The organism is Sinorhizobium garamanticum (assembly GCF_029892065.1).
GTDB lineage: Bacteria > Pseudomonadota > Alphaproteobacteria > Rhizobiales > Rhizobiaceae > Sinorhizobium > Sinorhizobium garamanticum.
Window position 1 is genome coordinate 1,657,516 of record NZ_CP120373.1, and the last position, 24,985, is coordinate 1,682,500.

Annotated in this window: 20 protein-coding genes and 1 tRNA gene (1 of these 21 cut by a window edge); 12 read left to right on the forward strand and 9 right to left on the reverse strand. The window is 62.1% G+C overall.

Going from position 1 to position 24,985, the window contains the following annotated elements; genetic code table 11:
• Positions 1–179: 179 nt before the first annotated feature.
• The 4 genes from PZN02_RS07690 (at position 180) to hemA (ending at position 5,329) form a co-directional block, all read left to right on the forward strand.
• Positions 180–668 (forward strand): (2Fe-2S)-binding protein, encoded by a 489-nt coding sequence (locus PZN02_RS07690; protein WP_280660995.1) that lies wholly within the window; start codon positions 180–182, stop codon positions 666–668.
• Between the two features lie 78 nt (positions 669–746).
• Positions 747–3,095: a xanthine dehydrogenase family protein molybdopterin-binding subunit gene (locus PZN02_RS07695; RefSeq protein ID WP_280660996.1), complete on the forward strand. Its 2,349-nt coding sequence runs from the start codon at positions 747–749 to the stop codon at positions 3,093–3,095.
• Positions 3,096–3,110: 15 nt separating this feature from the next.
• On the forward strand, positions 3,111–3,908 hold the full coding sequence (locus PZN02_RS07700) for an FAD binding domain-containing protein (RefSeq protein WP_280660997.1): 798 nt from the start codon (positions 3,111–3,113) through the stop codon (positions 3,906–3,908).
• A gap of 206 nt (positions 3,909–4,114) precedes the next feature.
• The gene (gene hemA / locus PZN02_RS07705) at positions 4,115–5,329 is read left to right on the forward strand and encodes a 5-aminolevulinate synthase (protein ID WP_280661422.1); all 1,215 of its coding nucleotides are present in this window, start codon (positions 4,115–4,117) and stop codon (positions 5,327–5,329) included.
• Positions 5,330–5,347: 18 nt separating this feature from the next.
• Here the strand turns inward: hemA and dxr are convergent, their stop codons facing one another.
• Positions 5,348–6,523, reverse strand: coding sequence for a 1-deoxy-D-xylulose-5-phosphate reductoisomerase (gene dxr / locus PZN02_RS07710; protein WP_280660998.1), 1,176 nt, complete (start codon positions 6,521–6,523; stop codon positions 5,348–5,350).
• 423 nt (positions 6,524–6,946) lie between these two features.
• Here dxr and PZN02_RS07715 point away from each other — a divergent pair, with 423 nt between their 5' ends.
• The 3 genes from PZN02_RS07715 (at position 6,947) to PZN02_RS07725 (ending at position 8,671) form a co-directional block, all read left to right on the forward strand.
• Complete coding sequence (locus PZN02_RS07715; RefSeq protein WP_280660999.1) at positions 6,947–7,672, forward strand: META domain-containing protein; 726 nt, start codon at positions 6,947–6,949, stop codon at positions 7,670–7,672.
• Positions 7,673–7,935: 263 nt separating this feature from the next.
• Complete coding sequence (locus PZN02_RS07720; RefSeq protein ID WP_280661000.1) at positions 7,936–8,142, forward strand: hypothetical protein; 207 nt, start codon at positions 7,936–7,938, stop codon at positions 8,140–8,142.
• Between the two features lie 256 nt (positions 8,143–8,398).
• The gene (locus PZN02_RS07725) at positions 8,399–8,671 is read left to right on the forward strand and encodes a hypothetical protein (protein ID WP_280661001.1); all 273 of its coding nucleotides are present in this window, start codon (positions 8,399–8,401) and stop codon (positions 8,669–8,671) included.
• Positions 8,672–8,761: 90 nt separating this feature from the next.
• Here the strand turns inward: PZN02_RS07725 and PZN02_RS07730 are convergent.
• Positions 8,762–8,838: transfer RNA gene (locus tag PZN02_RS07730), tRNA-Arg, on the reverse strand.
• A gap of 204 nt (positions 8,839–9,042) precedes the next feature.
• Between PZN02_RS07730 and PZN02_RS07735 the strand changes: the two genes are divergently transcribed.
• The 4 genes from PZN02_RS07735 to metH all read left to right on the forward strand — a co-directional run bounded on the left by PZN02_RS07735 (position 9,043) and on the right by metH (position 15,742).
• Positions 9,043–9,939, forward strand: a complete 897-nt coding sequence (locus PZN02_RS07735) for an ROK family protein (protein ID WP_280661002.1) — start codon at positions 9,043–9,045, stop codon at positions 9,937–9,939.
• A 28-nt stretch (positions 9,940–9,967) separates the two neighbouring features.
• Complete coding sequence (locus tag PZN02_RS07740; protein ID WP_280661003.1) at positions 9,968–10,462, forward strand: heme-degrading domain-containing protein; 495 nt, start codon at positions 9,968–9,970, stop codon at positions 10,460–10,462.
• A gap of 16 nt (positions 10,463–10,478) precedes the next feature.
• A complete protein-coding gene (gene pmi, locus PZN02_RS07745) occupies positions 10,479–11,636 on the forward strand; it encodes a mannose-6-phosphate isomerase Pmi (protein WP_280661004.1) in 1,158 nt (385 codons plus the stop codon).
• A gap of 332 nt (positions 11,637–11,968) precedes the next feature.
• Positions 11,969–15,742, forward strand: a complete 3,774-nt coding sequence (gene metH / locus PZN02_RS07750; RefSeq protein WP_280661005.1) for a methionine synthase — start codon at positions 11,969–11,971, stop codon at positions 15,740–15,742.
• A 306-nt stretch (positions 15,743–16,048) separates the two neighbouring features.
• On the opposite strand, the gene PZN02_RS07755 is transcribed toward metH, so the two are convergent.
• From PZN02_RS07755 to PZN02_RS07785, 7 genes are all read right to left on the reverse strand, one after another.
• Positions 16,049–17,527 (reverse strand): aldehyde dehydrogenase family protein, encoded by a 1,479-nt coding sequence (locus PZN02_RS07755; RefSeq protein ID WP_280661006.1) that lies wholly within the window; start codon positions 17,525–17,527, stop codon positions 16,049–16,051.
• Positions 17,528–17,788: 261 nt separating this feature from the next.
• Positions 17,789–19,384, reverse strand: coding sequence for a GMC family oxidoreductase (locus PZN02_RS07760; RefSeq protein ID WP_280661007.1), 1,596 nt, complete (start codon positions 19,382–19,384; stop codon positions 17,789–17,791).
• A gap of 51 nt (positions 19,385–19,435) precedes the next feature.
• Entirely contained in the window at positions 19,436–20,437 is a 1,002-nt protein-coding gene (locus PZN02_RS07765; RefSeq protein WP_280661008.1) for a branched-chain amino acid ABC transporter permease, read from the reverse strand.
• Positions 20,430–21,317 carry a branched-chain amino acid ABC transporter permease gene (locus PZN02_RS07770; RefSeq protein ID WP_280661009.1) on the reverse strand — a complete coding sequence of 296 codons (888 nt, stop codon included), beginning with the start codon at positions 21,315–21,317 and terminating at the stop codon, positions 20,430–20,432. The genes PZN02_RS07765 and PZN02_RS07770 overlap by 8 nt, the downstream gene beginning before the upstream one ends.
• Positions 21,318–21,320: 3 nt before the next feature.
• Complete coding sequence (locus PZN02_RS07775; protein ID WP_280661010.1) at positions 21,321–22,022, reverse strand: ABC transporter ATP-binding protein; 702 nt, start codon at positions 22,020–22,022, stop codon at positions 21,321–21,323.
• A gap of 1 nt (position 22,023) precedes the next feature.
• The gene (locus PZN02_RS07780) at positions 22,024–22,806 is read right to left on the reverse strand and encodes an ABC transporter ATP-binding protein (protein WP_280661011.1); all 783 of its coding nucleotides are present in this window, start codon (positions 22,804–22,806) and stop codon (positions 22,024–22,026) included.
• A gap of 14 nt (positions 22,807–22,820) precedes the next feature.
• On the reverse strand, positions 22,821–24,026 hold the full coding sequence (locus PZN02_RS07785; RefSeq protein WP_280661423.1) for a beta-hydroxybutyrate-binding protein: 1,206 nt from the start codon (positions 24,024–24,026) through the stop codon (positions 22,821–22,823).
• A gap of 247 nt (positions 24,027–24,273) precedes the next feature.
• Between PZN02_RS07785 and PZN02_RS07790 the strand changes: the two genes are divergently transcribed.
• Positions 24,274–24,985, forward strand: partial view of a LysR family transcriptional regulator gene (locus PZN02_RS07790; RefSeq protein ID WP_280661012.1) — the 5' portion only. 236 nt of this gene lie beyond the right edge of the window; 712 of the gene's 948 nt are visible here — the first part of the coding sequence; the start codon lies at positions 24,274–24,276; its stop codon lies off the right edge, out of view.

The following is a 24,985-nucleotide window of genomic DNA, read 5'->3' on the forward strand; positions in this document are numbered from 1 at the left end:
CGAAACGGTTGCGGCATTCCAAAAAAAGACAAATGATACAAAGCGCCGCGTCAGTCCGGGAGGAGCGGGCCGCGGGCAGGGCATAGATATCAGTTAGCGCGTACTTCAGTCGCGTGGACGCATGTCACCCCGAATTGAAGCCGCGCTCGAGTTGGCACGACCGACCCCGGAGGAGCGAAATGGCGAAAATAACGATGACGGTCAACGGCCGCCAGGTCAGCGGCACGTGCGATGACCGGACACTGTTGGTGCACTTTATCCGCGAAAATCTTGGACTGACCGGCACGCATGTCGGCTGCGAGACGTCGCAGTGCGGCGCCTGCGTCATCCATATGGACGGACTGTCGGTCAAGAGCTGTTCCATCCTCGCAGTGCAAGCGGCAGGCTCGTCGATCACCACCATCGAAGGGTTGGCCAAGGACGGCGAACTTCATCCGGTCCAGGCGGCGTTCAAGGCGCATCACGGGCTGCAATGTGGTTTCTGCACGCCCGGCATGGTGATGACGGCCGTCGACATGATCGCCCGGCATGGCAGCAAACTAGACGAGGCGACGGTGCGCGCCGAGCTCGAAGGCAATATCTGTCGCTGCACCGGCTACCACAACATCGTCAAGGCGATCCTCGCCGCCGCGACCGAGATGGGCGGCGTGCGCCAAGCGGCCGAATGAGGCGCTTTCACAGGGACGAAAAGTCCCGACGGATTTCATCGCAGCACTTTCGCTGAATGTCTCGGGAGGAGATAGGCAATGGGCATTGAAGGAATTGGCGCGCGGGTGGCGCGCAAGGAAGACAAGCGGTTCCTAACCGGAAAGGGTCGCTACACGGACGATATGAGCGTGCCGGGCATGAAATACGCGATCTTCGTGCGCAGCCCCCACGCACATGCGAAGATCAAGAGCATCGATGCCATGGCGGCGAAAGCGATGCCCGGCGTCATCGACGTGCTCGACGGCAAGCAGCTTACGGCAGACGGTATCGGGAACCTGATTTGTGGCTGGATGATCCACTCAAAGGACGGCTCTCCGATGAAGATGGGCGCCTGGCGGCCGCTGGCCGACCAAACGGTGCGCTATGTCGGGGATGCGGTTGCGGTCGTCGTCGCCGACAGCGTGAACGAAGCGCGCGATGCGGCCGAGGCCGTGCTGGTCGATTATGAGCCCCTCCCGGTCGTCACCGATCCGGTCAAGGCGCTGGCCGACGGCCAGCCGCAGCTTCATCCGGAAGCACCGAACAATCTCATCTTCGACTGGGAGCTGGGCGATGCGACGGCGACCGACGCGGCGATCGCGGCGGCGGCGCATGTGACGGAGGTGAAAATCGTCAACAACCGCCTGTCGCCGAATGCGATGGAGCCGCGCGCGGCTCTCGGCATCTATGACTCGGGCGACGATCACTACACCTGCTACACGACCAGCCAGAATCCGCATCTGGCGCGGCTGGTGATGAGCGCCTTCTACAACGTCGCGCCGGAGAACAAGTTGCGGGTGATTGCGCCTGACGTCGGCGGCGGCTTCGGCTCGAAGATCTACATTTATCCCGAGGAGATCGTCTGTCTCTGGGCCTCGAAACGGACCGGCGTGCCGGTGAAGTGGACGTGCGACCGCACCGAAGCCTTCATGACCGACGCCCATGGCCGCGATCACGTGTCGACCGTGAAGATGGCGTTCGACAGCGCTAACAAAATCACCGCGCTGAAGGTCGACACCATCGCCAATCTCGGCGCCTATATGTCGCTCTTCTCCTCGTGCGTGCCGACCTATCTCTATGCGACGCTGCTTTCCGGGCAATACGATATCCCGGCGATCCATGCCAATGTGCGCACGGTCTATACCAACACCGCTCCGGTCGATGCCTATCGCGGCGCGGGGCGGCCGGAGGCCACCTATCTCCTGGAGCGGACGATGGAGACCGCCGCACGGGAGCTCGGCCTTTCGCCCGCCGAACTGCGGCGCATCAACTTCATCCGCTCCTTCCCCCACCAGACACCGGTGATCATGAATTACGATGCCGGCGACTACGAAGCGTCATTGAGCGCCGCGATGGCTGCGGCCGACTGGGACGGAATTGCCGCCCGAAAGGCGGAAGCGGAGCGGCGCGGCATGAAGCGCGGCATCGGCATGAGCTGCTATATCGAGGCCTGCGGGCTTGCGCCCTCGTCAGCCGTCGGCTCGCTCGGCGCCGGCGTTGGTCTTTGGGAATCGGCTGAGGTCAGGGTCAATGCGGTCGGCACGATCGAAGTGATGACCGGCTCGCATAGCCACGGCCAGGGGCACGAGACAACCTTTGCCCAACTCGTCGCAGACCGCTTCGGTGTGCCGATCGACAGCGTCAATATCGTCCATGGCGACACGGACAAGGTGCAGATGGGCATGGGAACCTATGGCTCCCGGTCGGGCGCGGTCGGCATGTCGGCGGTCGCCAAGGCGCTGGACAAGGTCGAGGCCAAGGCCAAGAAGATCGCCGCCCACCTGATGGAGGCGGACGAAAGCGACATCGTCATCGAAAACGGCGAGCTGAAGGTTGCCGGTACCGACAAGTCGGTGCCCTGGTTCCAGATGTCGCTTGCCGCCTACACCGCCCACAATCTGCCGGCCGGAATGGAGCCCGGCCTGAAGGAGGGCGCCTTCTACGATCCGTCGAATTTCACTTTCCCCGCCGGATGCTACATCTGCGAGGTGGAGGTCGATCCGGATACCGGACAGACAGAGATCGTCCAGTTCGTCGCGGCGGACGATTTCGGCAACATCATCAACCCGATGATCGTCGAGGGTCAGGTGCATGGCGGGCTGGCGCAAGGTATCGGCCAGGCGCTGCTTGAGGGCGTTCATTACGATCCGGACAACGGTCAGCTCCTGACGGCGAGCTACCAGGACTACGCCATGCCGCGTGCCGACGACCTGCCGTCCTTCAAGGTCTCAACCTCGAATACGCCCTGCCCAAACAATCCGCTCGGCGTCAAGGGTTGCGGGGAAGCGGGCGCGATCGGCTCGCCGCCGGCGCTGATCAATGCGATCACCGATGCGATCGGCAACAACGCGCTTACCATGCCCGCAACGCCCGAGAAGGTCTGGGCAGCTGCCCATGCCGCCAATTGATACGGAGGACCAGATATGTATCAGACGAACTATCACAGACCGTCCTCGGTTCAGGAGGCGGTGAAGCTGATCGGCGGGGCCGCGGAAGGCAAATATCTTGCCGGCGGCATGACGCTCATTGCGACGATGAAGCAACGGCTTGCGGCGCCGAGCGATCTCGTGGACCTTCGCCATATCGCCGAAATGAAAGGGATCACCGTCAATGGCCGGTCCGTGCGGATCGGCGCGGCGACAACCCATCACGAAGTCGCTTCGTCGGCCGAACTCGGGGCGGTCTGTCCGGCGATTTGCGCACTGGCCAGTCACATCGGCGACCCTCATGTTCGCCACATGGGCACAATCGGCGGCTCCATCGCCAACAACGATCCGGCAGCCGACTATCCAGCGGCGATGCTGGCACTTGACGCGACGATCGTCACCAACAGCCGCCAGGTCGCGGCGGCGGACTTCTTCACCGGACTGTTCGAAACGGCGTTGGACGATGGCGAGATTATTACCGCCATCACCTTCGATCCGCCGGCGAAGGCGGCTTACCAGAAGTTCCCGAACCCGGCCTCGCGTTACGCCATGGCTGGCGTCTTCGTCGTGCGCCGCGACAATGGTGACGTGCGCGTTGCCGTGACCGGAGCGGGTTCGAATGGTGTCTTCCGCCATCAGGGTATGGAGGCGGCGCTTGCCGGCAACTGGTCGCCGCATGCGGTCGGCAATGTCTCCGTGGATGCATCGGATTTGATGACAGACCTTCATGCCAGCGCTGCCTATCGCGCCAACCTTATCAAGGTTATGACCAAGCGCGCCGTGGCTGCGGCTTGATGGGACTTAAGTATTGAAAAAGGGCGGCCTTGGCCGTCCTTTTTTGCAAAAGCTTGACTTCGATCAAAGTTGAAGGGATTGAGTTGTTATAGCTGTTTTGGAATAGTTCAAAAGTAGGGGCCTTTTGCCGCAGGAGCGGGGGCCTTTCCGGGGTTGACCCCTGATCGCTTTGAATGAAGAAAGGCGTCAGGGCACTGGAGATGATGATGGATTTCGAAAGTTTCTTCAAAAACGAGCTGGAAGGGCTGCATCAGGAAGGCCGCTATCGGGTTTTCGCGGATCTCGCCCGCCATCGGGGTGACTTCCCGCGGGCAACGCGCCACACGGCCGACGGCACCCAGGAAGTGACCGTATGGTGCTCGAACGACTATCTCGGCATGGGTCAGTCTCCGATCGTCACCGAAGCGATGAAGCGCGCCATTGACGAATGCGGCGCCGGCGCCGGCGGCACGCGCAACATTTCCGGCACCAACCACTACCACGTCCTGCTCGAGCGCGAGCTTGCCGATCTGCACGGCAAGGAATCCGCCCTCCTGTTCACCTCGGGCTATGTGTCGAACTGGGCCGCGCTTGGAACGCTCTGTTCCAAGATTCCCGGCATCATCGTCTTTTCGGACGCCGGGAATCACGCTTCGATGATCGAGGGGATCCGTCATTCGAAATGCGAACGGGTCATCTTCAAGCATAATTCCGTGGCCGATCTCGAAGCCAAACTGGCAGCCGCCGATCCGCGTGCGCCTAAAATCATCGCCTTTGAATCCGTCTACTCGATGGATGGCGACATCGCGCCGATCAAGGAATTCTGCGATCTTGCCGACAAGTATGGCGCGATGACCTATCTCGACGAAGTGCACGCGGTCGGCATGTACGGCCCGCGCGGCGGCGGCATTGCCGAACGCGAGGGGCTGATGCACCGGCTGACGGTGATCGAGGGCACGCTCGGCAAGGCCTTCGGCGTCATGGGCGGCTACATCACCGGCTCGGCGGCACTTTGCGATTTCATCCGCTCGTTCGCTTCCGGCTTCATCTTCACGACGGCTTTGCCGCCGACGCTCGCAGCCGGTGCGCTCGCCTCCATCCGTCACCTGAAGGAAAGCCAGATCGAACGCTTCGCGCATCAGGAGCGCGTGCGGCGGCTGCGTTCGCTGCTCGACCAACGCGGCATCCCGCACATGGTCAATCCGAGCCATATCGTGCCGGTAGTGGTGGGTGACGCCGCCAAGTGCAAGTGGATCTCCGACCTGCTGCTCGACAATTTCGGCGTCTACGTCCAGCCGATCAACTATCCGACGGTGCCGAAGAAGACCGAGCGCCTGCGCATCACGCCGACGCCGCTGCATTCGGATACCGACATCGACCACCTGGTGAGCGCGCTGCATTCGCTCTGGTCGCGCTGTGCGCTGGCAAGGGCAGTCGCGTAAGCGCGGCCTGACAATATTCTACCGAATGAGCCCGGCAGCCATCTGCCGGGCTTTTTCGTCGGCGGCGAAGACATCATCCATGGTGGCCGCCGCGGGCAGGTCCGCAAGCGCGTCCATCACCTTTTCGACGATGTCGGCCATCGCCAGGAACCCGATCCGCCCTCTTATGAAGGCCTCGAGCGCGGTTTCCTTGGCGCCGTTCAGCACGGCGCCCTGGACGCCACCTGATTCCATGGCGCGTCGCGCCAGGCGCAGCGCCGGAAAGCGGATTTCGTCCGGCGCCTCGAAGTCGAGCCGCGAGAGTTTTGCAAAATCGAGCCGCTCGACCGGCAGATCGCACCGGCTCGGATAGGAAAGCGCATAGCCGATGGCGGTGCGCATATCGGGGCAGCCGAGCTGCGCCAGCACCGATCCGTCGCTGTAGCCGACCATCGAATGGATGACCGACTGTGGATGCACGATGACCTCGATCTGCTCGGGACGCAGCCCGAAGAGATGGCGCGCCTCGATCATTTCCAGCGCTTTGTTGAACATCGAGGCGCTGTCGATCGAGATCTTCAGCCCCATCGACCAGTTCGGATGGGCGCGCGCCGTTTCGGCCGTCACGTGGCGCATCTCGTCGAGGGATTTGGTGCGGAACGGGCCGCCGGAGGCCGTCAGGATGATCCGCTCGACGGCATGGCGCTGATCGTTCTCCAGCACCTGAAAGATCGCATTATGCTCGCTGTCGACGGGCAGCAGCCGGCCGCCGCCCTTCTTGACCGCCTCGATGAAGAGGCTGCCGGCCGAGACGAGACACTCCTTGTTGGCAAGCGCGATATCGGCGCCGCGCCGGGCCGCGGCAAGTGTCGGGGCAAGACCGGCATTGCCGACGATTGCCGCCATCACCCAGCCCGCGTCGCGTTCGGCCGCCTCGGTCAGGCCGCTGCGACCAGCGGCGACCGCGATCCCGCTGCCGGCAAGCGCCGATTTGAGGTCCTGATAAAGATTGTCGTCTGCGGTTACCGCCAGTTCGGCGCCGAGCCGGCGCGCCTGTTCGGCAAGAAGCGGGATATTGCCGTTTCCGGTCAACGCGACGACCTCAAAACGATCTCGTCCGCCCAGCCGGTCGATGACGTCGAGCGTATTTGTGCCAATCGAGCCGGTGGAGCCCAATATCGTTAGACGGCGCTTTGTGCTGTCGCCGGATGCCATTGCCAAATCCCGTGTTCTTCTACTGCATGGTTCCTCAAATCGGAATCGATTTAAGGACAAAATCACGCAGCACTTCAAAGTGCTACAGCGATCTTTGCGCGTCCGATTGGACGCGCGGCGCTATAGTTCGTCAGCTTTGCCTTAGGCTCTACAGCCGAAAGCCGCGGGCAACAAGGGTGGACTTGCCTTCCCTCCATCGCACCGCTCGACGACAGCGGGTAAGGAGCATGGCGAAACGTTTTCCGCTCGCATCCTGTGTCGTGACTTCCTACAGCGCCGCGCATCTTCTCAGACGCACAAAGGACGCTGTAGGACCTTGAATTGCCGCATGTTTTTATCCCTAAAATCCGCTAGGATTTAAGAAAACATGCAGTAGCATCGGTACAGGCAGCGAAAGCGCGCCGATTTGTGGAGGAGTTCCAGATGCTCAAGGCTCTGACTACGGCTTCCTGCGCCTGCGTGTTGATTGAGCTTGCCTCCACTGAGATAGTTGCCGCCGAAAAGGTGCCGGAAGAACTGGTGGGCTCGTGGCTTGCCGAAGACATCGGCGGCGGTGGCGTGCTCGACGACCTTCAGACAGTGCTCGAGATACGCGAAGACGGCATCTATGGCGGCATGGCCGGCTGCAACAATTTCACCGGTGCCTTCAGCCTCTCTGGTACGACGATCACCTTCGGTCCCACCGCCGCAGCGCGCAAGATGTGTGCACCCGCGATCATGGATCAGGAACAGAAGTTCTTCGACACGTTGCGCGACGGGCTCACCTGGCGGATCGACGGCGGAAGGCTCACACTGGCGAAGCCGGACGGTACGCCGGTCATGCGGCTAGCCTCAATGAAGGCTGGGGCCGTCGGTGCCGCCGAAGTGTCGCTCCGTATCCCCGATGCCGGTGCGGTCGATCGACAGAAGGTCCGTTATGATTGCGGCGGCGAGACGGTCGAGGCCGAATACATCAATGCCGGCCCCGTTTCGCTGGTGACGTTCTCGTTCGGCGGCACCTACATCGTTGCTTCGGCGGTCATCTCCGGATCGGGCGCAAGATACGCCGGCGGCCGATATGTCTGGTGGACCGAAGGCGAAGAGGCGACGCTCTTCGACGTTACGAAGGGCGAGGAAGACCCGGGCGTCGTCTGCGAGAAGATGAAATAGCGGCGTAGCGCACAGGAGCAGGGCAACGAAGGGACAATTTGTGTATAGCCCCCGGGCTCTCGCGCCCGCGGCAGCATTGGGGCGAAGGCACTTGCCTCGGCTCTGCCAAGGATGGATCTAGCCGGTGGCCAATAAGACCGCACAATTGGAAAGGACTCGCCTTCGCTGAAAATAGGCGTACCCTGCATCCATCATTGGCTCGTGACACGGGCGCCGATGGCTGGGAGTTCATAGCGCTTTCGCCCTACTTGAGGAGTGGCGCTATGCAGGCATCTCGTATCCACCGTCCACAATCCTTGCGCCCTGGCGAGATCGAACTGCTCGGCCAGGTGTTCGAGCAGTTGCTGGAGGAGCGTCAGCTACCCAACTGCGGCGAGCAGGCGGAAGCACTTGCTGCTCGCTTGTTATCGATTTTCCAATCCGGCGAGCGAAACGTCGAACGGCTGAAAATGCGGACCATGCATTCCTGAAGGTGGCGGGCAGGCGGGGTCAGCCTGCAGGAGGGAAAAATCATGAAATCTTATGTTGGAAGTTTTCGATACCGTTTCAGGCCGGTCGATTTTGCGATTAGGTCAACCCCGGCCATGTGCATTCTAATGATTGTTTTTATTACTCTTTATGGCGTCCTTTGGTGACCGCACCCTCAAAAAAAGAGCCGCCAGAGGGTACGGAGCGTGGCCTCCGAGTTTGGTACCAATCCGCTTCAATGAGCCTAAAGGAGAAGTCATGAGGGATAACCGGATCGCGCTTCTGGCCTTCACCTGCATACTGGCCATATTCGCAAACCCAGACGCCGCCCCCGGTGAGGTGTCTACTGCAGCTGAGAGGCGGATAGGCCAACTTTATCGGCTCGCGGAAGCTGATCAAAATGACAGCAAAAAGGTGCACACCTTCTGCAGGACCCTCGCTCACCGCTATGAGCAGGAACCTTACAGCTACACCACTGAGTACGAGCTACGGACTTGCAGCATGCTTGGTTTCGACAAACCGGTTTACTGACGAATGACGGGAAATGTCCGGAAATCTGGTAGTTCCGGTAAATCGATGGCGCACGAAAACGAGCACCAAATCCATAGTAAGTGAGAAGATTGGTGATCCCGGCGCGATTCGAACGCGCGACCCCCAGATTAGGAATCTGATGCTCTATCCTGCTGAGCTACGGGACCACTCGGTATAGATCCATACAAAAGCAAGGCTGCTTCGCCAAGTGTTTTTGCACGGCGTGCTGCCGATTTGCGATTAGCCGCCTCGCACTTTTCCGCATCCCACTCTAGCATCTTTGACGCCGCAAATGCTAAGCAAGGGCCGGCGGCGGCCGGAGGAGCGTCCTGCCGTTTTCCTCGACATCCATCCTGAGATCTGATCCACACATGTTCATCGGAATTGATTGGGGCGGCACGAAAATGGAAGTCATCGCGCTTGACCGCGATGGCGAAACGCGCGCCCGGCACCGAGTCGCAACGCCGACCAGCGGCTACGACGACTGCATTCGCGCCGTGATCGGCCTCGTGGCCGCAGCCGAACAGACGGCCGGCGCGCGCGGAACGATCGGCATCGGCATTCCCGGCAGCCCCAATCCGCGCACCGGCATCGTGCGCAACTCCAATGCCGTCCTCATCAACGGCAAACCGCTCGGCCGCGATCTCGAAGCCGCCCTCGGCCGCGAGGTGCGTCTTGCCAACGACGCCAATTGCCTTGCCGTTTCCGAGGCGGTGGACGGGGCGGGCAAGGATGCCCGTGTCGTCTTCGGCGTGATCGTCGGCACAGGACATGGCGGTGGGCTTGCGATCGAGAAGAAGGTTCATGCGGGCTACCAGGGGGTTGCCGCCGAGATCGGGCACTATCCGCTGCCCTGGATGACGCGAGATGAATATCCCGGCCACAAGTGCTGGTGCGGCAAGCTTGGCTGTCTCGATATGTATGCCTGCGGTACCGGGCTGGAGCTCGACTATCGCACGACGACCGGCGTCGACCGCCGGGGCAGGGCTATCATCGAGGCGAAACGTGCGGGCGATCCTGTGGCGATCGGTGTTTATGAGCGCTTCGTCGATCGTCTTGCCCGCAGTCTGGCGCTTTTGACCAATGTGGTCGACCCGGACGTCTTCGTGCTCGGCGGCGGCATGTCCAATGTCGACGAGATCTACGGCGAACTGCCCGCACTGATCACCAGATACATCTTCGGCGACAGTTTCGAGACGCCGATCCGCAAGGCGGTCCACGGCGACAGTTCCGGCGTGCGCGGCGCCGCCTGGCTCTGGAAGAGCTGAGTCCCTGACCTGAGAGCGAGGAGAAACCATGAACATCGACAACGATCTGCGCCGCATCGCGCTGCAGGAGCGGGAATTGCAGTTCGAGCAGTTCAATCTTGACACAGCCTGGAAACTCGGCTCGACGCTTCGGCGCCTGGCGGCCGAGCGCAAGCTCGGCGTGGTCATCGACATCACGCTTTTTTCCATGCAGGTCTTCTACGCCGCGCTCGAGGGTGCGACGCCGGACAATGCGAACTGGGTCCGGCGCAAGCGCAACACGGTCTTCCGGCTGTTCAAGAGCAGCTATGCGACCGGCCTCAGCCTGCTCAAGCAACAGACGAACCTGCAGGCGAAGCTCGGCCTGCCCGATGCCGATTACGCCGCGCATGGCGGCAGTTTCCCGATCGTCGTCAAGGGTACGGGCTGCATCGGCGCTGTCACGGTTTCGGGATTGCCGCAGCGCGAAGACCATAATCTCGTCGTCGAGGCGCTGGCGGAGCTGTTCAAGTCCGACCACGCCGCGCTGAAGCTCGAGGACTGACAGGAACGGATACGGAATGGATATTCATTCGCAGGCGCGCGAACTTGCCGGCTGGCTCGCTAACGTCGCCTTGCCGCTCTGGCGGCAAAAGGGTTTCGACGCGGCCGACGGCGGCTTCGTCGAGACGATCGACATGGAGGGCGAGCCGACGCGGGCCAATCGCCGCTCGCGCGTGCAGCCGCGGCAGGTCTATTGCTTCGCGGAGGCCGGACGACGCGGCTGGCCAGGAGATTGGCGCACGGTGGCCGAAGGCGGACTCGCCTATTTCGACCGTGTCTACCGGCTGCCAAGCGGCTTTTACGGCGCGCTTGCCGACGCGGACGGTGAGTTGATCGACCCGTCCTTCGATCTCTACAACCAGGCCTTCGCACTGCTCGCCTTCGCCTATCTTGCGCAAGTCTTCCATGAGCGGAGCGCCGAGATGGCCGAGCGCAGCAATGATCTCAGGCGAAAGCTCGAGGCCCATTGCAAGCATCCGATCGCTGGCTTCGAGGAGGACAATCCGTCCCGCCTGCCGCTCGGTTCCAATCCGCACATGCATCTCTTCGAGGCGTGCCTCGCAAGCGAAACGGTCGAGGGCTTCGACCGGGTCCCTTGGGCCAATCTTGCCGACGAAATCGCGCAACTGGCGATGGATCGTTTCGTCGATGCCGAAACGGGTGCGCTGCGCGAATTCTTCGACCATGACTGGACGCCGTTCTCCGGCGAAAAAGGCCGCATCATCGAGCCGGGCCACCAGTTCGAATGGGCGTGGCTCCTGCTTCGCTGGGCGGAGCGGCGCGGTAACGCCGAAGCTATCGTCAAGGCGCGGCGGCTGTTCGAGATCGGTGAGAAACACGGCATCTGCCCGAAGCGCGACGTTGCGATCATGACGCTTCTCGACGATTTTTCGGTCGCCGACCCGGTGGCGCGGCTCTGGCCGCAGACCGAGTGGCTGAAGGCGGCGATCCGTTTCGCCGCTCTGACCGAGGGGCGGGAGCGCGAACGCTACCTCGCCTCGGCTACGCGGGCGGCAGCGGCCCTCGACCGCTTCCTTCAAACGCCGATCCGCGGTCTTTGGCGCGACAAACAGCAGGCGGATGGCGCATTCATCGAGGAGCCCGCGCCGGCAAGCAGCTTCTACCACATTGTCTGCGCGATTTATGAGCTGGAGGATTGTCTGAAGCGGATGTGAGCGCGGCGGACTTGGATTGCCCCACAAGCGGGGGCGAGGGACTTAAGAGCGCGCCGCTCGCCCCTTCTCCCTCACGAAACCGCATGGGGGAACTGAATCGGGGCCGCTTGTCCCTTTCGCCCCGCTTGCGCGGAGAAGGTGGCCGGCGGGCCGGATGAGGGCGCGCCCACACGCTTGCGAGAGTTTTCGACCATCATCGTTGGGCCTGCCGCAACCGCGGCGGGCCATTTTTATTTGCCGACGGTGAAATTGTGATTGGTGCGTATGTTGACATAAAGATATGTTTATGTGAGTAAATCAGAAATTGTCGTTTTCAGAACGGGGGATTTTCCATGCCCGCCATCGACTCCCTTTTCGGAGATGTTTCGCCCAGGCCCGACGGTTCGGAGATCCTTTTGGCGCTCAGGCAAGCGGCCAGCGAACGCATCCTGATCATGGATGGCGCCATGGGCACCGAGATCCAGCAGCTCGGCTTCGTCGAGGATCATTTCCGCGGCGAGCGCTTCGGCGGCTGTTCCTGTCATCAGCAGGGCAACAACGACCTCCTGACGCTGACGCAACCGAAGGCGATCGAGGACATCCACTACAGCTACGCCATCGCGGGAGCCGACATCCTCGAGACCAACACCTTCTCATCGACCCGCATCGCCCAGGCCGACTACGGCATGGAGGATATGATCTACGAGCTTAACCGTGACGGAGCACGGCTGGCGCGGCGCGCGGCAAAGCGCGCTGAGGCGAAAGATGGCAGGCGGCGTTTCGTCGCCGGCGCGCTCGGGCCGACCAACCGCACGGCGTCGATTTCCCCTGATGTCAACAATCCCGGCTATCGTGCCGTCACCTTTGATGATCTGCGGCTTGCCTATGGCGAGCAGGTCCGCGGTCTGATCGACGGCGGTGCCGACATCATTCTGATCGAGACGATCTTCGACACGCTGAACGCCAAGGCGGCGATCTTCGCCACGCAGGAAGTCTTTACCGAGAAGGGGATTCAGCTTCCGGTGATGATCTCCGGCACGATCACCGATCTTTCCGGCCGCACGCTTTCCGGCCAGACGCCGACCGCCTTCTGGCACTCGGTGCGGCACGCCGCACCCTTCACCATCGGGCTCAATTGCGCGCTCGGCGCAAGCGCCATGCGCGCCCATATCGACGAGCTTTCCTCTGTTGCCGATACGCTCGTCTGTGCCTATCCGAATGCCGGCCTGCCGAATGAATTCGGCCGTTATGACGAAAGTCCCGAAGCGATGGCGGCTGAGATCGAGGGCTTCGCCCGTGACGGGCTCGTCAACATCGTCGGCGGCTGCTGCGGCTCGACCCCCGCCCATATCCGCGCGATCGCCGAAGCGGTCGCCAAATATCCGCCGCGGCAGATTCCGGAAATCGAACGGCATATGCGGCTTTCGGGCCTGGAGCCGTTCACGCTTACCAAGGACATTGCCTTCGTCAATGTCGGCGAACGCACCAACGTTACCGGCTCGGCCAAGTTCCGTAAGCTCATCACCACCGGTGACTACGCGGCGGCGCTCGACGTGGCGCGCGATCAGGTCGCGAACGGCGCCCAGATCATCGACATCAACATGGACGAGGGCCTGATCGATTCTACCCAGGCAATGGTCGAGTTCCTGAACCTCGTCGCGTCCGAGCCCGATATCGCCCGTGTTCCGGTGATGATCGATTCGTCCAAATGGGAGGTGATCGAGGCGGGCCTCAAATGCGTGCAGGGTAAGGCGCTGGTGAACTCGATCTCGCTCAAGGAAGGCGAGGAGGCGTTCCTGCATCACGCGCGTCTGGTGCGGGCCTATGGCGCGGCGGTCGTGGTGATGGCGTTCGACGAGAGCGGTCAGGCCGATACCAGGACCCGCAAGGTGGAGATCTGCACGCGGGCCTATCGGCTGCTCACCGAAAAGGCGGGCTTCCCGCCGGAGGACATCATCTTCGACCCCAACATATTCGCGGTCGCGACGGGCATCGAAGAGCACAACAATTACGGTGTCGATTTCATCGAGGCGACGCGCGAGATCATCGCCACGCTGCCGCATGTCCATGTCTCGGGCGGTGTGTCGAACCTTTCCTTCTCCTTCCGCGGCAACGAGCCGGTGCGCGAGGCGATGCACGCCGTGTTCCTCTACCACGCGATCCAGGCAGGCATGGACATGGGCATCGTCAATGCCGGCCAGCTGGCCGTCTATGACACGATCGATGCGGAACTGCGCGAGGCCTGCGAGGATGTCGTTCTCAACCGCCGGGCAGATGCGACCGAGCGCATGCTGGAGATTGCGGAGCGTTATCGCGGGCAGGGCGGCGCGCAAGGCAGGGAGAAGGACCTCTCCTGGCGTGAATGGCCGGTCGACAAGCGGCTGGAGCACGCGCTCGTCAACGGCATCACCGAATTCATCGAGGTCGACACCGACGAGGCGCGGCTTGCCGCCGCGCGGCCGCTGCATGTCATCGAGGGTCCGCTGATGGCCGGCATGAACGTCGTCGGCGATCTCTTCGGCTCGGGCAAGATGTTCCTGCCGCAGGTGGTGAAGTCGGCGCGGGTGATGAAGCAGGCGGTCGCCGTGCTGCTGCCGCACATGGAAGCGGAGAAGCGCGCCAATGGCGGTGACGGCACGCGCGAAAGTGCCGGCAAGATCCTGATGGCGACCGTCAAGGGCGACGTGCACGACATCGGCAAGAACATCGTCGGCGTTGTGCTCGCCTGCAACAATTACGAGATCATCGATCTCGGCGTCATGGTGCCGTCCGCCAAAATCCTTGAGGTGGCAAAGGAGCAGAAAGTCGACATCATCGGGCTTTCCGGCCTCATTACGCCTTCGCTCGATGAAATGGTCCACGTCGCCTCCGAACTCGAGCGCGAGGGGTTCGACATCCCGCTCCTGATCGGCGGGGCAACGACGAGCCGTGTGCACACCGCCGTGAAGATCAATCCGCGCTACAGCCTGGGTCAGACGGTTCACGTCAACGACGCCAGCCGCGCGGTCGGCGTCGTTTCCAGCCTGCTCTCTCCGGACGTGCGCAATGGTTACATGGACACTGTTCGCGCCGAATATCACAAGGTCGCCGATGCGCACGCGCGCAACGAGGCGGAGAAACGACGCCTGCCGCTGTCGCAGGCGCGTGCCAACGCGCAGAAACTCGATTGGGCAACCTATAGACCGAAGGCGCCCTCCTTCCTCGGAGCGCGCGTTTTCGAGGACTGGGATCTCGCTGAGCTTGCGGGCTATATCGACTGGACGCCGTTCTTCCAGACTTGGGAACTGAAGGGCGTCTATCCGAAGATCCTCGATGACGAGAAACAGGGGCAGGCGGCGCGCCAGCTCTTCGACGACGCCCAGGCGATGCTTCGGCAGATCATCGCCGAAAAATGGTTCGCGCCGAAGGCCGTGGTCGGGTTCTGGCCGGCCGGCACGGTCGGTGACGACATCCGCCTGTTCACCGACGAGACGCGCGACGCGGAACTTGCGACCTTCTTCACGCTTCGACAGCAATTGACCAAGCGCGACGGGCGGCCAAATATTGCACTTGCCGACTTCGTGGCGCCGGTCGACAGCGGCGCAAGGGACTATCTCGGCGGTTTCGTGGTGACCGCCGGCATCGAGGAAGTGGCGATCGCCGAGCGTTTCGAGCGCGCCAATGACGACTATTCCTCGATCATGGTCAAGGCGCTTGCCGACCGTTTCGCCGAGGCCTTTGCCGAGCGCATGCACGAATATGTGCGCAAGGAGCTCTGGGGCTATGCTGCCGATGAAGTCTTCACGCCGCAGGACCTGATCGGCGAGCCTTATGCCGGCATCCGCCCTGCGCCCGGCTATCCGGCGCAGCCCGATCACACGGAAAAGGAAACGCTTTTCCGCCTTCTCGATGCCGAGACGTCGATCGGCGTCAAGCTGACGGAGAACTATGCGATGTGGCCGGGCTCGTCGGTTTCCGGTCTCTATATCGGCCATCCGGACGCCTATTATTTCGGTGTCGCCAAGATCGAGCGCGACCAGGTCGAGGATTATGCGGAGCGCAAGGCGATGGGTGTTCGCGAGGTCGAGCGCTGGCTCTCGCCGATCCTCAATTATGTGCCGATACCGGAGGCGGAAGCGGCGGAGTAGGGGCGAAGCTGATCCCACGGCGAGAAATCAGGAAAGCGGGGTTTACCCCCCTCTGCCCTGCCGGGCATCTCCCCCACAAGGGGGGAGATTGGCAAGCGGCGATGTCCCGCGCTATCAATGATACAGCGAACCGGCTCGCGAATGCCGTGATCTCGGTACAGGTGGTGTTTTCAAGGGCAGGGCCGCGCTTCTGGCCGATCTCCCCCCTTGTGGGGGAGATGCCCGGCAGGGCAGAGGGGGTGCCACACTGGGCAATTCGCAGATCCCGAGCCACGTGATACCGATCGTTCGCGACGATCCGATGGCTCACCCTTTGATGTACCAACCCCAGGGTTCATCGGCATCGAAGCTGGTTATCTGCTTCACTTCCAGATAGTTGGCGAGCCCCCAGCGGCCGAGTTCGCGGCCGATGCCGGACTGCTTGTAGCCGCCCCATGGCGCTTCGATGAATGTCGGCTGCGAGCAGTTGATCCAGACGATGCCGGCGCGGAGGGCGCGCGCGACGCGTTCGCAGCGCGCCCTGTCCTCGGACATGACCGCGGCGGCAAGGCCGAAGCGGCTGTCATTGGCAAGTCTGATCGCCTCCTCTTCGTCGTTGAACGGCTTGACGCAGACGACGGGGCCGAAGATTTCCTCCCGCCAGACGAAACTGTCCGTGGTCATATCCGTTAGCACCGTCGGCTCGATGAAATAGCCGCTATTGAAGCCGGCCGGGCGGCCACCGCCGGCTGCGACCGTAACGCCGTCCTGTCGCGCCCGCTCGATCGCGCCAAGAATCTTTTCATATTGCCCCTTGGAGACGATCGGGCCGAGCAACGTGCCTTCGTCGAGGCCGTTGCCGATCTTGATCTTCGCTGCTTCCTCGGTCAGCCTTTTCAAAACAGCGTCATAGATCGGCTCTTCTATCAGCACGCGCGACGTCGCGGAGCAGACTTGTCCCTGGTTCCAGAAGATGCCGAACATGATCCATTCGACCGCCTTCTCGATATCGCTGTCAGCGAAGACGACGAAGGGCGACTTGCCGCCGAGTTCGAGGCTGATGTTCTTGATGTCCTGCGCCCCCGCCATCATGACCTTGCGGCCGGTCGGCACCGAGCCGGTGAAGGCGAGCTTGTCGACAAGCGGATGTTCGGTCAGCGGCTCGCCGGCATCCGGTCCGGTGCCGGTAACGATGTTGAGGACTCCGGGCGGCAGGTCGATTTCTTCGGCGATCCTGCCGAGCTCGAGCGCCGTCAGCGGCGTCAGTTCGGATGGTTTCAGCACTATGGTGCAGCCGGCGGCAAGTGCCGGGGCGACCTTCCAGGCGACCATCAGCAGCGGATAGTTCCAAGGCGTGATGGCGCCGACGACGCCGAGCGGTTCGCGAACGGCCTTCGAGGAGAAGCGGGTGTCTGCGACGGCGATCGGTTCCTCGGCATTGTTGTCGAGTTCTTCGGCGAGGCCCGCATAGTAATTGAAGCAGCCGGCCGCGTCGTCGATGTCCCAGACCGCTTCGGGCAGCGGCTTGCCGTTGTTCGTGACTTCGAGCCTTGCGAGCGCATGGCGTCGCTCGTCGATCTTTCCGGCGATCGCCCGAAGATAGCGGGCTCGCTCAGCGCCCGTCAGCTTCGGCCAGGGTCCACTGTCGAACGCGATGCGAGCCGCCTTGACGGCGTGATCGACGTCGTTCGAGGTGCCGGCACCCGCCTTGCAGATCACCTCTTCCGTCGCCGGATTGATGACATCGATCGTGCCGCCCTTGCGGGGCTTTTCCCATTTTCCATCAATGAAAAGCTTATCCTGCATGCCCATCCCCATTCGTAGCATGCTACCGCATGTTCCCTTAAATCGGAGCCGATTTAAGGGATGAAAACATGCAGCATTCAACGTGCTACAGCGACCTTTGTGCGCCTGAAGAGGCGCACGGCGCTGTAGTATGGCTCACGCTGCAGCCGGCACGCCAGCCGCTTTTTTGCGCCGCCCTTGCATCGACGTAGGCGTGCATGGTCACGAGGTGCGTCGGATGTCCCTGACGGAGCTGTCTGCGTCACAGGGGTGTTGCGGCGCTCATCGGTTGGCCGCGACAATCATGTCCGCCGCCTTTTCCGCGATCATGATCGTCGGCGAATTGGTGTTGCCGGACGTGATCGTCGGCATGATCGAGGCATCGGCGATGCGCAATCCCTTGAGCCCGCGCAGGCGCAGTTCAGGGTCGACGACGCTGTCCACATCGGCGCCCATGCGGCAGGTGCCGACCGGGTGGAAGATGGTCGTGCCGATATCGCCGGCAGCGCGCATCAGATCCTCGTCCGTTTCGTAAGCCGGACCTGGCTTGAACTCGATCGGATCGAAGCGGGCAAAGGAGGGCTGTGAGACGATACGGCGGGTGAGGCGGATGGCTCTCACCGCCACGTCGCGATCGGCTTCGGCGGTCAGATAGCGCGGGCGAATGTCGGGTGCGGCCGCAAAGTCCGGTCCCTTCAAATGCACCAAGCCGCGGCTTTCGGGCCGCAGATTGCAGACGCTGGCGGTGATCGCGGGGAAGGGGTGTACGGGTTCGCCGAATTTTTCGAGCGTGACCGGCTGGACGTGATACTCGAGATCCGGCGTTTCCTTTTCCGGGCCGGACCGGGTGAAGATGCCGAGCTGGCTCGGCGCCATCGCCATCGGGCCGGAACGGCGGACGAGATATTCGAGGCCGATCGCCGCCTTGCCGAGAAGCGAGCTTGCCTTCTCGTTGAGCGTCGGAACGCCGGTGACCTTGTAGGCGAGGCGCAGTTGCAAGTGATCTTGCAGGTTCTCTCCGACGGTGGGCAGCTCGTGGCGTACCTCGATGCCGTTTTGACGCAAGACATCGGGTCGGCCGATGCCGGAGAGTTCGAGGATATGCGGCGAGCCGATCGAGCCGGCCGAAAGCACGGTTTCGCGCCGCGCCCGCGCGCGCTTGCTGACGCCGTCATGCTGGAACTCGACGCCGGCAACGCGGCCTTCCTCGAGGATCAGCGTCTTCACATGCGCCTTTGTCAGGATGACAAGATTGCGCCGATGTCGGGCAGGCTTCAGGAAGGCCTTGGCCGTGTTCCACCGAACACCCGAGCGCTGGTTGACGTCGAAATAGCCGGAGCCTTCGTTGCTGCCGCGGTTGAAATCCTCCGTTTCGGGAATGCCCGCTTCGCGCGCGGCCTTCTGAAAGGCGTCGAGCACCGCCCAACGGACGCGCGCCTTCTCGACCCGCCACTCGCCGCCCGCGCCGTGCATGTCGTCGGCGCCGCGATAATGGTCCTCGGATTTCCTGAAGAGCGGCAGCACGTCCTCCCAGCTCCAGCCGGCGCAGCCGAGCTGGCGCCAGTGATCGTAGTCGCGCGCCTGGCCGCGCATGTAGATCATGCCGTTGATCGAGGAGCAGCCGCCGAGCACCTTGCCGCGTGGGTAGCCGAGCGAACGGCCGTTGAGGCCCTCCTCCGCGGCGGTCGTGAAGCACCAGTCGGTGCGGGGATTGTTGATGCAGTAGAGATAGCCGACCGGAATATGAATCCAGTGATAGTTGTCGTTGCCGCCGGCCTCGAGCAGCAGAACGCGGCGATCCGGATTTTCCGAGAGACGGTTGGCAAGCACGCAACCGGCGCTACCCGCTCCGACGACGATGTAGTCGAACGTGTCCATGAGCTTTCTCTAATTTTGCGGCCCAGCGCACTCGGCGCCGGGCTATAGGCGTCAATGCTTGTGGCGATGCTCGAAGCCGAGCTTGCGGCCGAGGCGCGAGTTGTAGAACTCTCCGACTATGCCGCGGCGGAAGAGCAGCACGCAGGCCATGAAGACTAGGCCGGTGATGATCGTGACCGGGAATTCCGACGTTGCCAGATAGTTCTGAAGCGTGACGACAAGACCCGCGCCGAAGAGCGGCCCGATCAGCGTGCCAATGCCGCCGAGCAGGGTCATCAGGATGACCTCGCCCGACATCTGCCAGCCAACGTCGGTCAAGGTCGCGAACTGGAAGACCAGCGCCTTCACGCCGCCGGCCAATCCGGTCAGCGCCGCCGACATGACGAAGGCGGCGAGCTTGTAGTTCCTTACCGAATAGCCGAGCGAGATGGCGCGTGTCTCGTTCTCGCGGATCGACTTCAGGATCATGCCGAAGGGCGAGTTGATGATCCGCCAGATGATGGCGATGCCGATCACGAATACCGCAAGCACGAAGTAGTACATGTTCGTCGACTGGGAGAGATCGATGAAGCCGAAAAGATGGCCGCGCGGTACCGACTGGATCCCGTCTTCGCCATGCGTGAACTCGGCCTGGAGGCAGAAGAAATAGAACATCTGCGCCAGCGCCAGCGTGATCATCGCGAAATAAATGCCCTGGCGGCGAATGGCGAAGAAGCCGATGACCGCACCGAGAAGTGCTGCGCCGACGACGCCGACGAGGATGCCAAGTTCGGGCGGCACGCCCCATTCCTTGACCGCGTGCGCCGTAAAATACGCCGCGCCGCCGAAGAAGGCGGCATGGCCGAAGGAGAGCAGCCCCGTATAGCCGAGCAACAGATTGAACGCGCAGGCAAAGAGCGCGAAGCACAGAATCTTCATCAGGAAGACGGGGTAGAAGAACAAAGGTGCGAGAAGAAGAAGGGCAAGCCCGGCGCCGAGAAAGATCGTCTGCGCGACGACCGGCTTACGTTCCTTCTGCTTCTCAAGTTCAAGTGTCAGCGTCATATCAAGCATCCCGGCCGAAGAGGCCCGCCGGCCGTATCAGGAGAACAATGGCCATGATCACGAAGATCACAATATTGGAGGCCTCCGGATAGAAGACCTTGGTCAGTCCCTCGGCCACACCCAGCATGTAGCCGGTGATGATCGCCCCCATGATCGAGCCCATGCCGCCAACGACGACGACGGCAAAGACGATGATGATGATGTTCGATCCCATCAGCGGCGAGACCTGGTAGATCGGCGCGGCCAGCACGCCGGCAAGCGCCGCAAGCGCCGCCCCGAGACCGTAGGTCAGCGTCAGCAGGAACGGCACGTTGATGCCGAAGGACTGCACGAGCACCGGATTTTCCGTTGCCGCGCGCAGATAGGAGCCGAGTTTGGTCTTCTCGATCACGAGCCAGGTGCCGAGGCACACGGCGAGCGAGAAGGCGATGACCCAGCCGCGATAGATCGGCAGGAACATGAAGCCGAGATTGGTGCCGCCCGCAAGCAGGGCCGGCGTCGCATAGGGCTGGCCGGAGGCGCCGTAAAGATAGCGAAAGGTTCCCTCGACGGTCAAAGCCAGGCCGAAGGTAAAGAGCAGACCGTAGAGCGGGTCGAGCGAATAAAGGCGCCTCAGCATCGTGCGCTCGATGACGGCGCCGAGAAGGCCGACGAGAAGGGGCGCGACGATGAGCGCCGGCCAATAGCCGATGCCGAAATGCGACAACAGCAACCAGGCGGTAAACGCCCCCAGCATGTATTGCGCGCCATGGGCAAAGTTGATGACGCGCAGCAGGCCGAAGATGATCGCAAGGCCAAGGCTCAACAGCGCATAGAAGGAGCCGTTGATGAGCCCGATCAGAAGCTGCCCGAGAAAGGCCTGGATCGGAATTCCGAAAATCGTGGTCATGGCCTACACTCCGAGCACATCATGCAGCATGTCCATGCGTTGCGAAAGTTCCGAAACCGGGAACTCGCCGGCCACGCGGCCATGGTCCATGAGATAGAAGCGGTCGGCGACCTTGCTGGCGAAGCGGAAATTCTGCTCGACGATGAGGACGGTCATGCCGCGCTCTTTCAGTTTCTTCAACACGTCGCCGATCCGCTGGACGATCACCGGGGCAAGCCCTTCGGTCGGCTCGTCGAGCAGCATCATCCGGACCCCGGTTCTAAGGATACGGGCAATCGCCAGCATCTGCTGTTCGCCGCCGGAAAGCTTGGTTCCCTGGCTGTTGCGACGTTCGTGCAGGTTCGGGAAAAGCTCGAAAATCTCGTCGATGGTCATGCCACCCTTGGCGACCGCCGGTGGCAACAGCAGGTTTTCATAGACCGAGAGGGTAGAAAAGATGCCGCGCTCTTCGGGAATGAAACCGATGCCGCGATGAGCGACGCGGTGGAGGGGCACGCGGATCAGGTCTTCGCCGGCGAAGCTGATCTCGCCCTTTCGTTCGCGCACGATTCCCATGATGGCACGCAGTGTCGTTGTCTTGCCGACGCCGTTGCGGCCAACCAGCGTGACCATCTCACCCTCGCCGACAGTCATGTCGACGCCGTGCAGAATATGGCTTTCGCCGTACCAGGCATTGAGGCCCGAGACCTTGAGGAGAGGTTTCATGTCAGGCTTCCTCCGTGCCCATATAGGCCGTGCGCACGCGCGGATCCTCCGACACGGCGGCATAATCGCCCTCCGCGAGAATTTCGCCGCGCTGCAGCACGGTGACATGGTGGCAGAGCGTCTCGACGACGGAGAGATTGTGCTCGACCATCAGGACCGCGCGTTCGCGCGCCACCTCGCGGATGATCTCGGCGACCATGCCGACGTCCTCGTGGCCCATGCCGGCCATCGGTTCGTCCAGCAAGAGCACCTTCGGATCGAGCGCCAGCGTCGTCGCGATCTCGAGCACGCGTTTGCGGCCATAGGAAAGATCGGCTGCGGTCGCGTTGCGCTCCTTTTCGAGACCGACGGAGCGGATCAGCTGGTCGGCCTTGGCGTTCAAGACCTCGAGTGCTGAAAGCGGCTTCCAGAATTGTGTTGCAAGATTGTTCGGTCGCTGCAGGGCCACACGCACATTGTCTAGCACTGTCAGGTGCGGGAACACTGCCGAGATCTGGAACGAGCGGACGAGGCCCATGCGGGCGACCTTGTCCGGGGCGGTGTTGGTGATGTCTTCCCCGAGCAGCGTGATCGTGCCATGCGTCGGCTGCAGGAACTTGGTCAGCAGGTTGAACACGGTGGTCTTGCCGGCCCCGTTCGGGCCGATCAGCGCATGCACACGGGCATGGTGGACGTCGAGATCGACATCCTTGACGGCGGTGAAGCCGCCGAAGTCACGGCGGAGACCGCGGGCGGACAAAACCACCCGCGGCGCTCCATTCTGCGAAGACAGGGTCACGGTCATTGCGATCCGGCCGATCAGGACTTCACGAGTTCGCAGCCGCTCTTGGCCGGATCCATGAAGGCATCCTTGCCGGGAATGGTCGCGAGAACCTTGAAATAGTCCCAGGGCTCCTTGCTTTCTTCCGGCTTCTTGACCTCGAGCAGGTACATGTCGTGGATCATCCGTCCGTTCGGCGCGACCGTGCCGTTTTGAGCGAAAACGTCATTGACCGGTAGGGCATGCAGTTCCTTGGCGACCGCATCGGCGTCGTCGCTGCCGGCCTTCTCGATAGCCTTCAGATATTGCAGCACGGCCGAATAGGTGCCGGCATGCGTCATGTTCGGCATCTTGCCGGTGCGCTCCATGAAGCGCTTGCCGAATTTCGCTGTTTCTTCGTTGCGGTTCCAGTAGAAGCCCTCCGTGAGCGTCAGCCCCTGCGCGGCTTCGAGCCCGAGGCCGTGGACCTCGGCGAGCGTGAAGAGCAGGGCCGCCAGACGCTGGCCGCCCTGGACAATGCCGAACTCGGCGGCCTGCTTGATGGCGTTCGAGGTGTCGAGGCCGGCATTGGCAAGGCCGATCACCTTGGCGCCGGAGGACTGCGCCTGCAGCAGGAAGGAGGAGAAATCGGTGGTTGCCAGCGGATGGCGGACGGCGCCGACGACCGAGCCGCCGTTTTCCTTGACATAGTTGGCGGTGTTTTCTTCGAGCGAATAGCCGAAGGCGTAGTCGGCCGTCAGGAAGAACCAGCTGTCACCGCCCTGCTTCACAAGCGCCCCGCCCGTTCCGACCGCAAGCGAGTGGGTGTCATAGGCCCAATGGAAGCCATAGGGGCTGCATTGCTTGCCGGTGAGCTCAGTCGTTGCCGCTCCGGTGACGATGTCGATCTTCTTCTTCTCCTTGGAGATCGCCTGAACCGCGAGCGCCACTGACGACGTGGTCAATTCCATGATGCTGTCGACCTGCTCGGTGTCGTACCATTGCCGGGCGATGTTGGACGCGATGTCAGGCTTGTTCTGATGGTCGGCCGTGACCACCTCGACCGGCACGCCCAGCACCTTGCCGCCGAAATCCTCGACCGCCATCAGCGCCGCCTCGTAAGAGGACTTGCCGCCGAAATCGGCGTAGACGCCGGACTGGTCGTTGAGAATGCCGATCTTGACCCTACCGTCGGACGCGTCGGCGAGTGCCACAGTGCTGCTCGCGAGCAACATTGCAAGCGTGGCGATCAGTTTCTTGTGCATCATGTCTCCTCCCAGGACTGTCAGAATACGGTGGGCGAATCATCGCGAAAACGCGCGACGGCTCCGATATGCCTTTCGGCGATATCGGCAGGGAATTCGATCCGCTTGTCTCTGTTCAAAATTGGCCAGACATGCTCCTCAGATGTCGGCTCAATGATTACAATCCCGAAAATTTTGCTTGGATGCAAGCGGGCCGAACCGTAAATTGCAAACAGGGTCTGTTCATTTTCGAACAGAGGGGGCGAATGTGAATCCGAATTTCACCTGGGACGACCTGCAATTCTTCCTTGCTGTCGCTAGAACCGGACAACTGTCGACCGCAGCGCGACGACTGAGGACCAGCCATGCCACGGTGTCGCGCAGGATCGATCGGTTGGAGTTCGCGCTTAAGGTCCGGCTCTTCGAGCGCAATCCGCGTGGTTACGTGTTGACGACCATAGGGCAACGTTTCGTCGAGACGGCCGAGCGCATCGAGCGGGAGACAGAGCAGCTCCAGCTCGACATCAGCGACGGCATGACCTCACAACGCGGTGTCGTACGGCTTTCCACGCTGGAAGGCTTCGGCAATTTCTTTCTGTCGGATCGGCTCGGCACCTTCGCCAACAGCTATCCGAATATCTCGCTCGAACTCGTGGCGATCCAGCAAATCATGTCGCTGTCGCGCAAGGAGGCGGATATCGCCGTCGCACTCGCGGCGCCCAAGGCTGGCCCCTACCATTCGGAGGTGCTGACGCCTTATACGCTGCATGTCTATGGCGCGCGCAGCTATCTCGCCACGCATCCGCTCATCCGCAGCCGCAACGATCTCGGCTCCCACCGTTTCGTCGGCTATATCGAGGACATGATCTTCACGCCGGGGCTCGACTATCTCGGCGAAGTCCAGCCGGGACTTCGCGCCCATTTCCAGAGCTCGAGCATCCTGACGCAGTTGAAGGCCGTGCGACAGGGATTGGGCCTCT

Excerpts from the sequence above, each read along its gene's own strand:
- PZN02_RS07785 (WP_280661423.1), bottom strand. The coding sequence starts at position 24,026 with ATGCACAAGAAACTGATCGCCACGCTTGCAATGTTGCTCGCGAGCAGC.
- PZN02_RS07760 (WP_280661007.1), bottom strand. The coding sequence starts at position 19,384 with ATGGACACGTTCGACTACATCGTCGTCGGAGCGGGTAGCGCCGGTTGC.
- dxr (WP_280660998.1), bottom strand. The coding sequence starts at position 6,523 with ATGGCATCCGGCGACAGCACAAAGCGCCGTCTAACGATATTGGGCTCC.
- PZN02_RS07700 (WP_280660997.1), top strand. The coding sequence starts at position 3,111 with ATGTATCAGACGAACTATCACAGACCGTCCTCGGTTCAGGAGGCGGTG.
- hemA (WP_280661422.1), top strand. The coding sequence starts at position 4,115 with ATGGATTTCGAAAGTTTCTTCAAAAACGAGCTGGAAGGGCTGCATCAG.
- PZN02_RS07720 (WP_280661000.1), top strand. The coding sequence starts at position 7,936 with ATGCAGGCATCTCGTATCCACCGTCCACAATCCTTGCGCCCTGGCGAG.
- PZN02_RS07755 (WP_280661006.1), bottom strand. The coding sequence starts at position 17,527 with ATGCAGGATAAGCTTTTCATTGATGGAAAATGGGAAAAGCCCCGCAAG.
- PZN02_RS07770 (WP_280661009.1), bottom strand. The coding sequence starts at position 21,317 with ATGACCACGATTTTCGGAATTCCGATCCAGGCCTTTCTCGGGCAGCTT.
- PZN02_RS07690 (WP_280660995.1), top strand. The coding sequence starts at position 180 with ATGGCGAAAATAACGATGACGGTCAACGGCCGCCAGGTCAGCGGCACG.
- PZN02_RS07715 (WP_280660999.1), top strand. The coding sequence starts at position 6,947 with ATGCTCAAGGCTCTGACTACGGCTTCCTGCGCCTGCGTGTTGATTGAG.
- PZN02_RS07740 (WP_280661003.1), top strand. The coding sequence starts at position 9,968 with ATGAACATCGACAACGATCTGCGCCGCATCGCGCTGCAGGAGCGGGAA.
- PZN02_RS07780 (WP_280661011.1), bottom strand. The coding sequence starts at position 22,806 with ATGACCGTGACCCTGTCTTCGCAGAATGGAGCGCCGCGGGTGGTTTTG.
- metH (WP_280661005.1), top strand. The coding sequence starts at position 11,969 with ATGCCCGCCATCGACTCCCTTTTCGGAGATGTTTCGCCCAGGCCCGAC.
- pmi (WP_280661004.1), top strand. The coding sequence starts at position 10,479 with ATGGATATTCATTCGCAGGCGCGCGAACTTGCCGGCTGGCTCGCTAAC.
- PZN02_RS07695 (WP_280660996.1), top strand. The coding sequence starts at position 747 with ATGGGCATTGAAGGAATTGGCGCGCGGGTGGCGCGCAAGGAAGACAAG.
- PZN02_RS07765 (WP_280661008.1), bottom strand. The coding sequence starts at position 20,437 with ATGCTTGATATGACGCTGACACTTGAACTTGAGAAGCAGAAGGAACGT.
- PZN02_RS07735 (WP_280661002.1), top strand. The coding sequence starts at position 9,043 with ATGTTCATCGGAATTGATTGGGGCGGCACGAAAATGGAAGTCATCGCG.
- PZN02_RS07725 (WP_280661001.1), top strand. The coding sequence starts at position 8,399 with ATGAGGGATAACCGGATCGCGCTTCTGGCCTTCACCTGCATACTGGCC.
- PZN02_RS07775 (WP_280661010.1), bottom strand. The coding sequence starts at position 22,022 with ATGAAACCTCTCCTCAAGGTCTCGGGCCTCAATGCCTGGTACGGCGAA.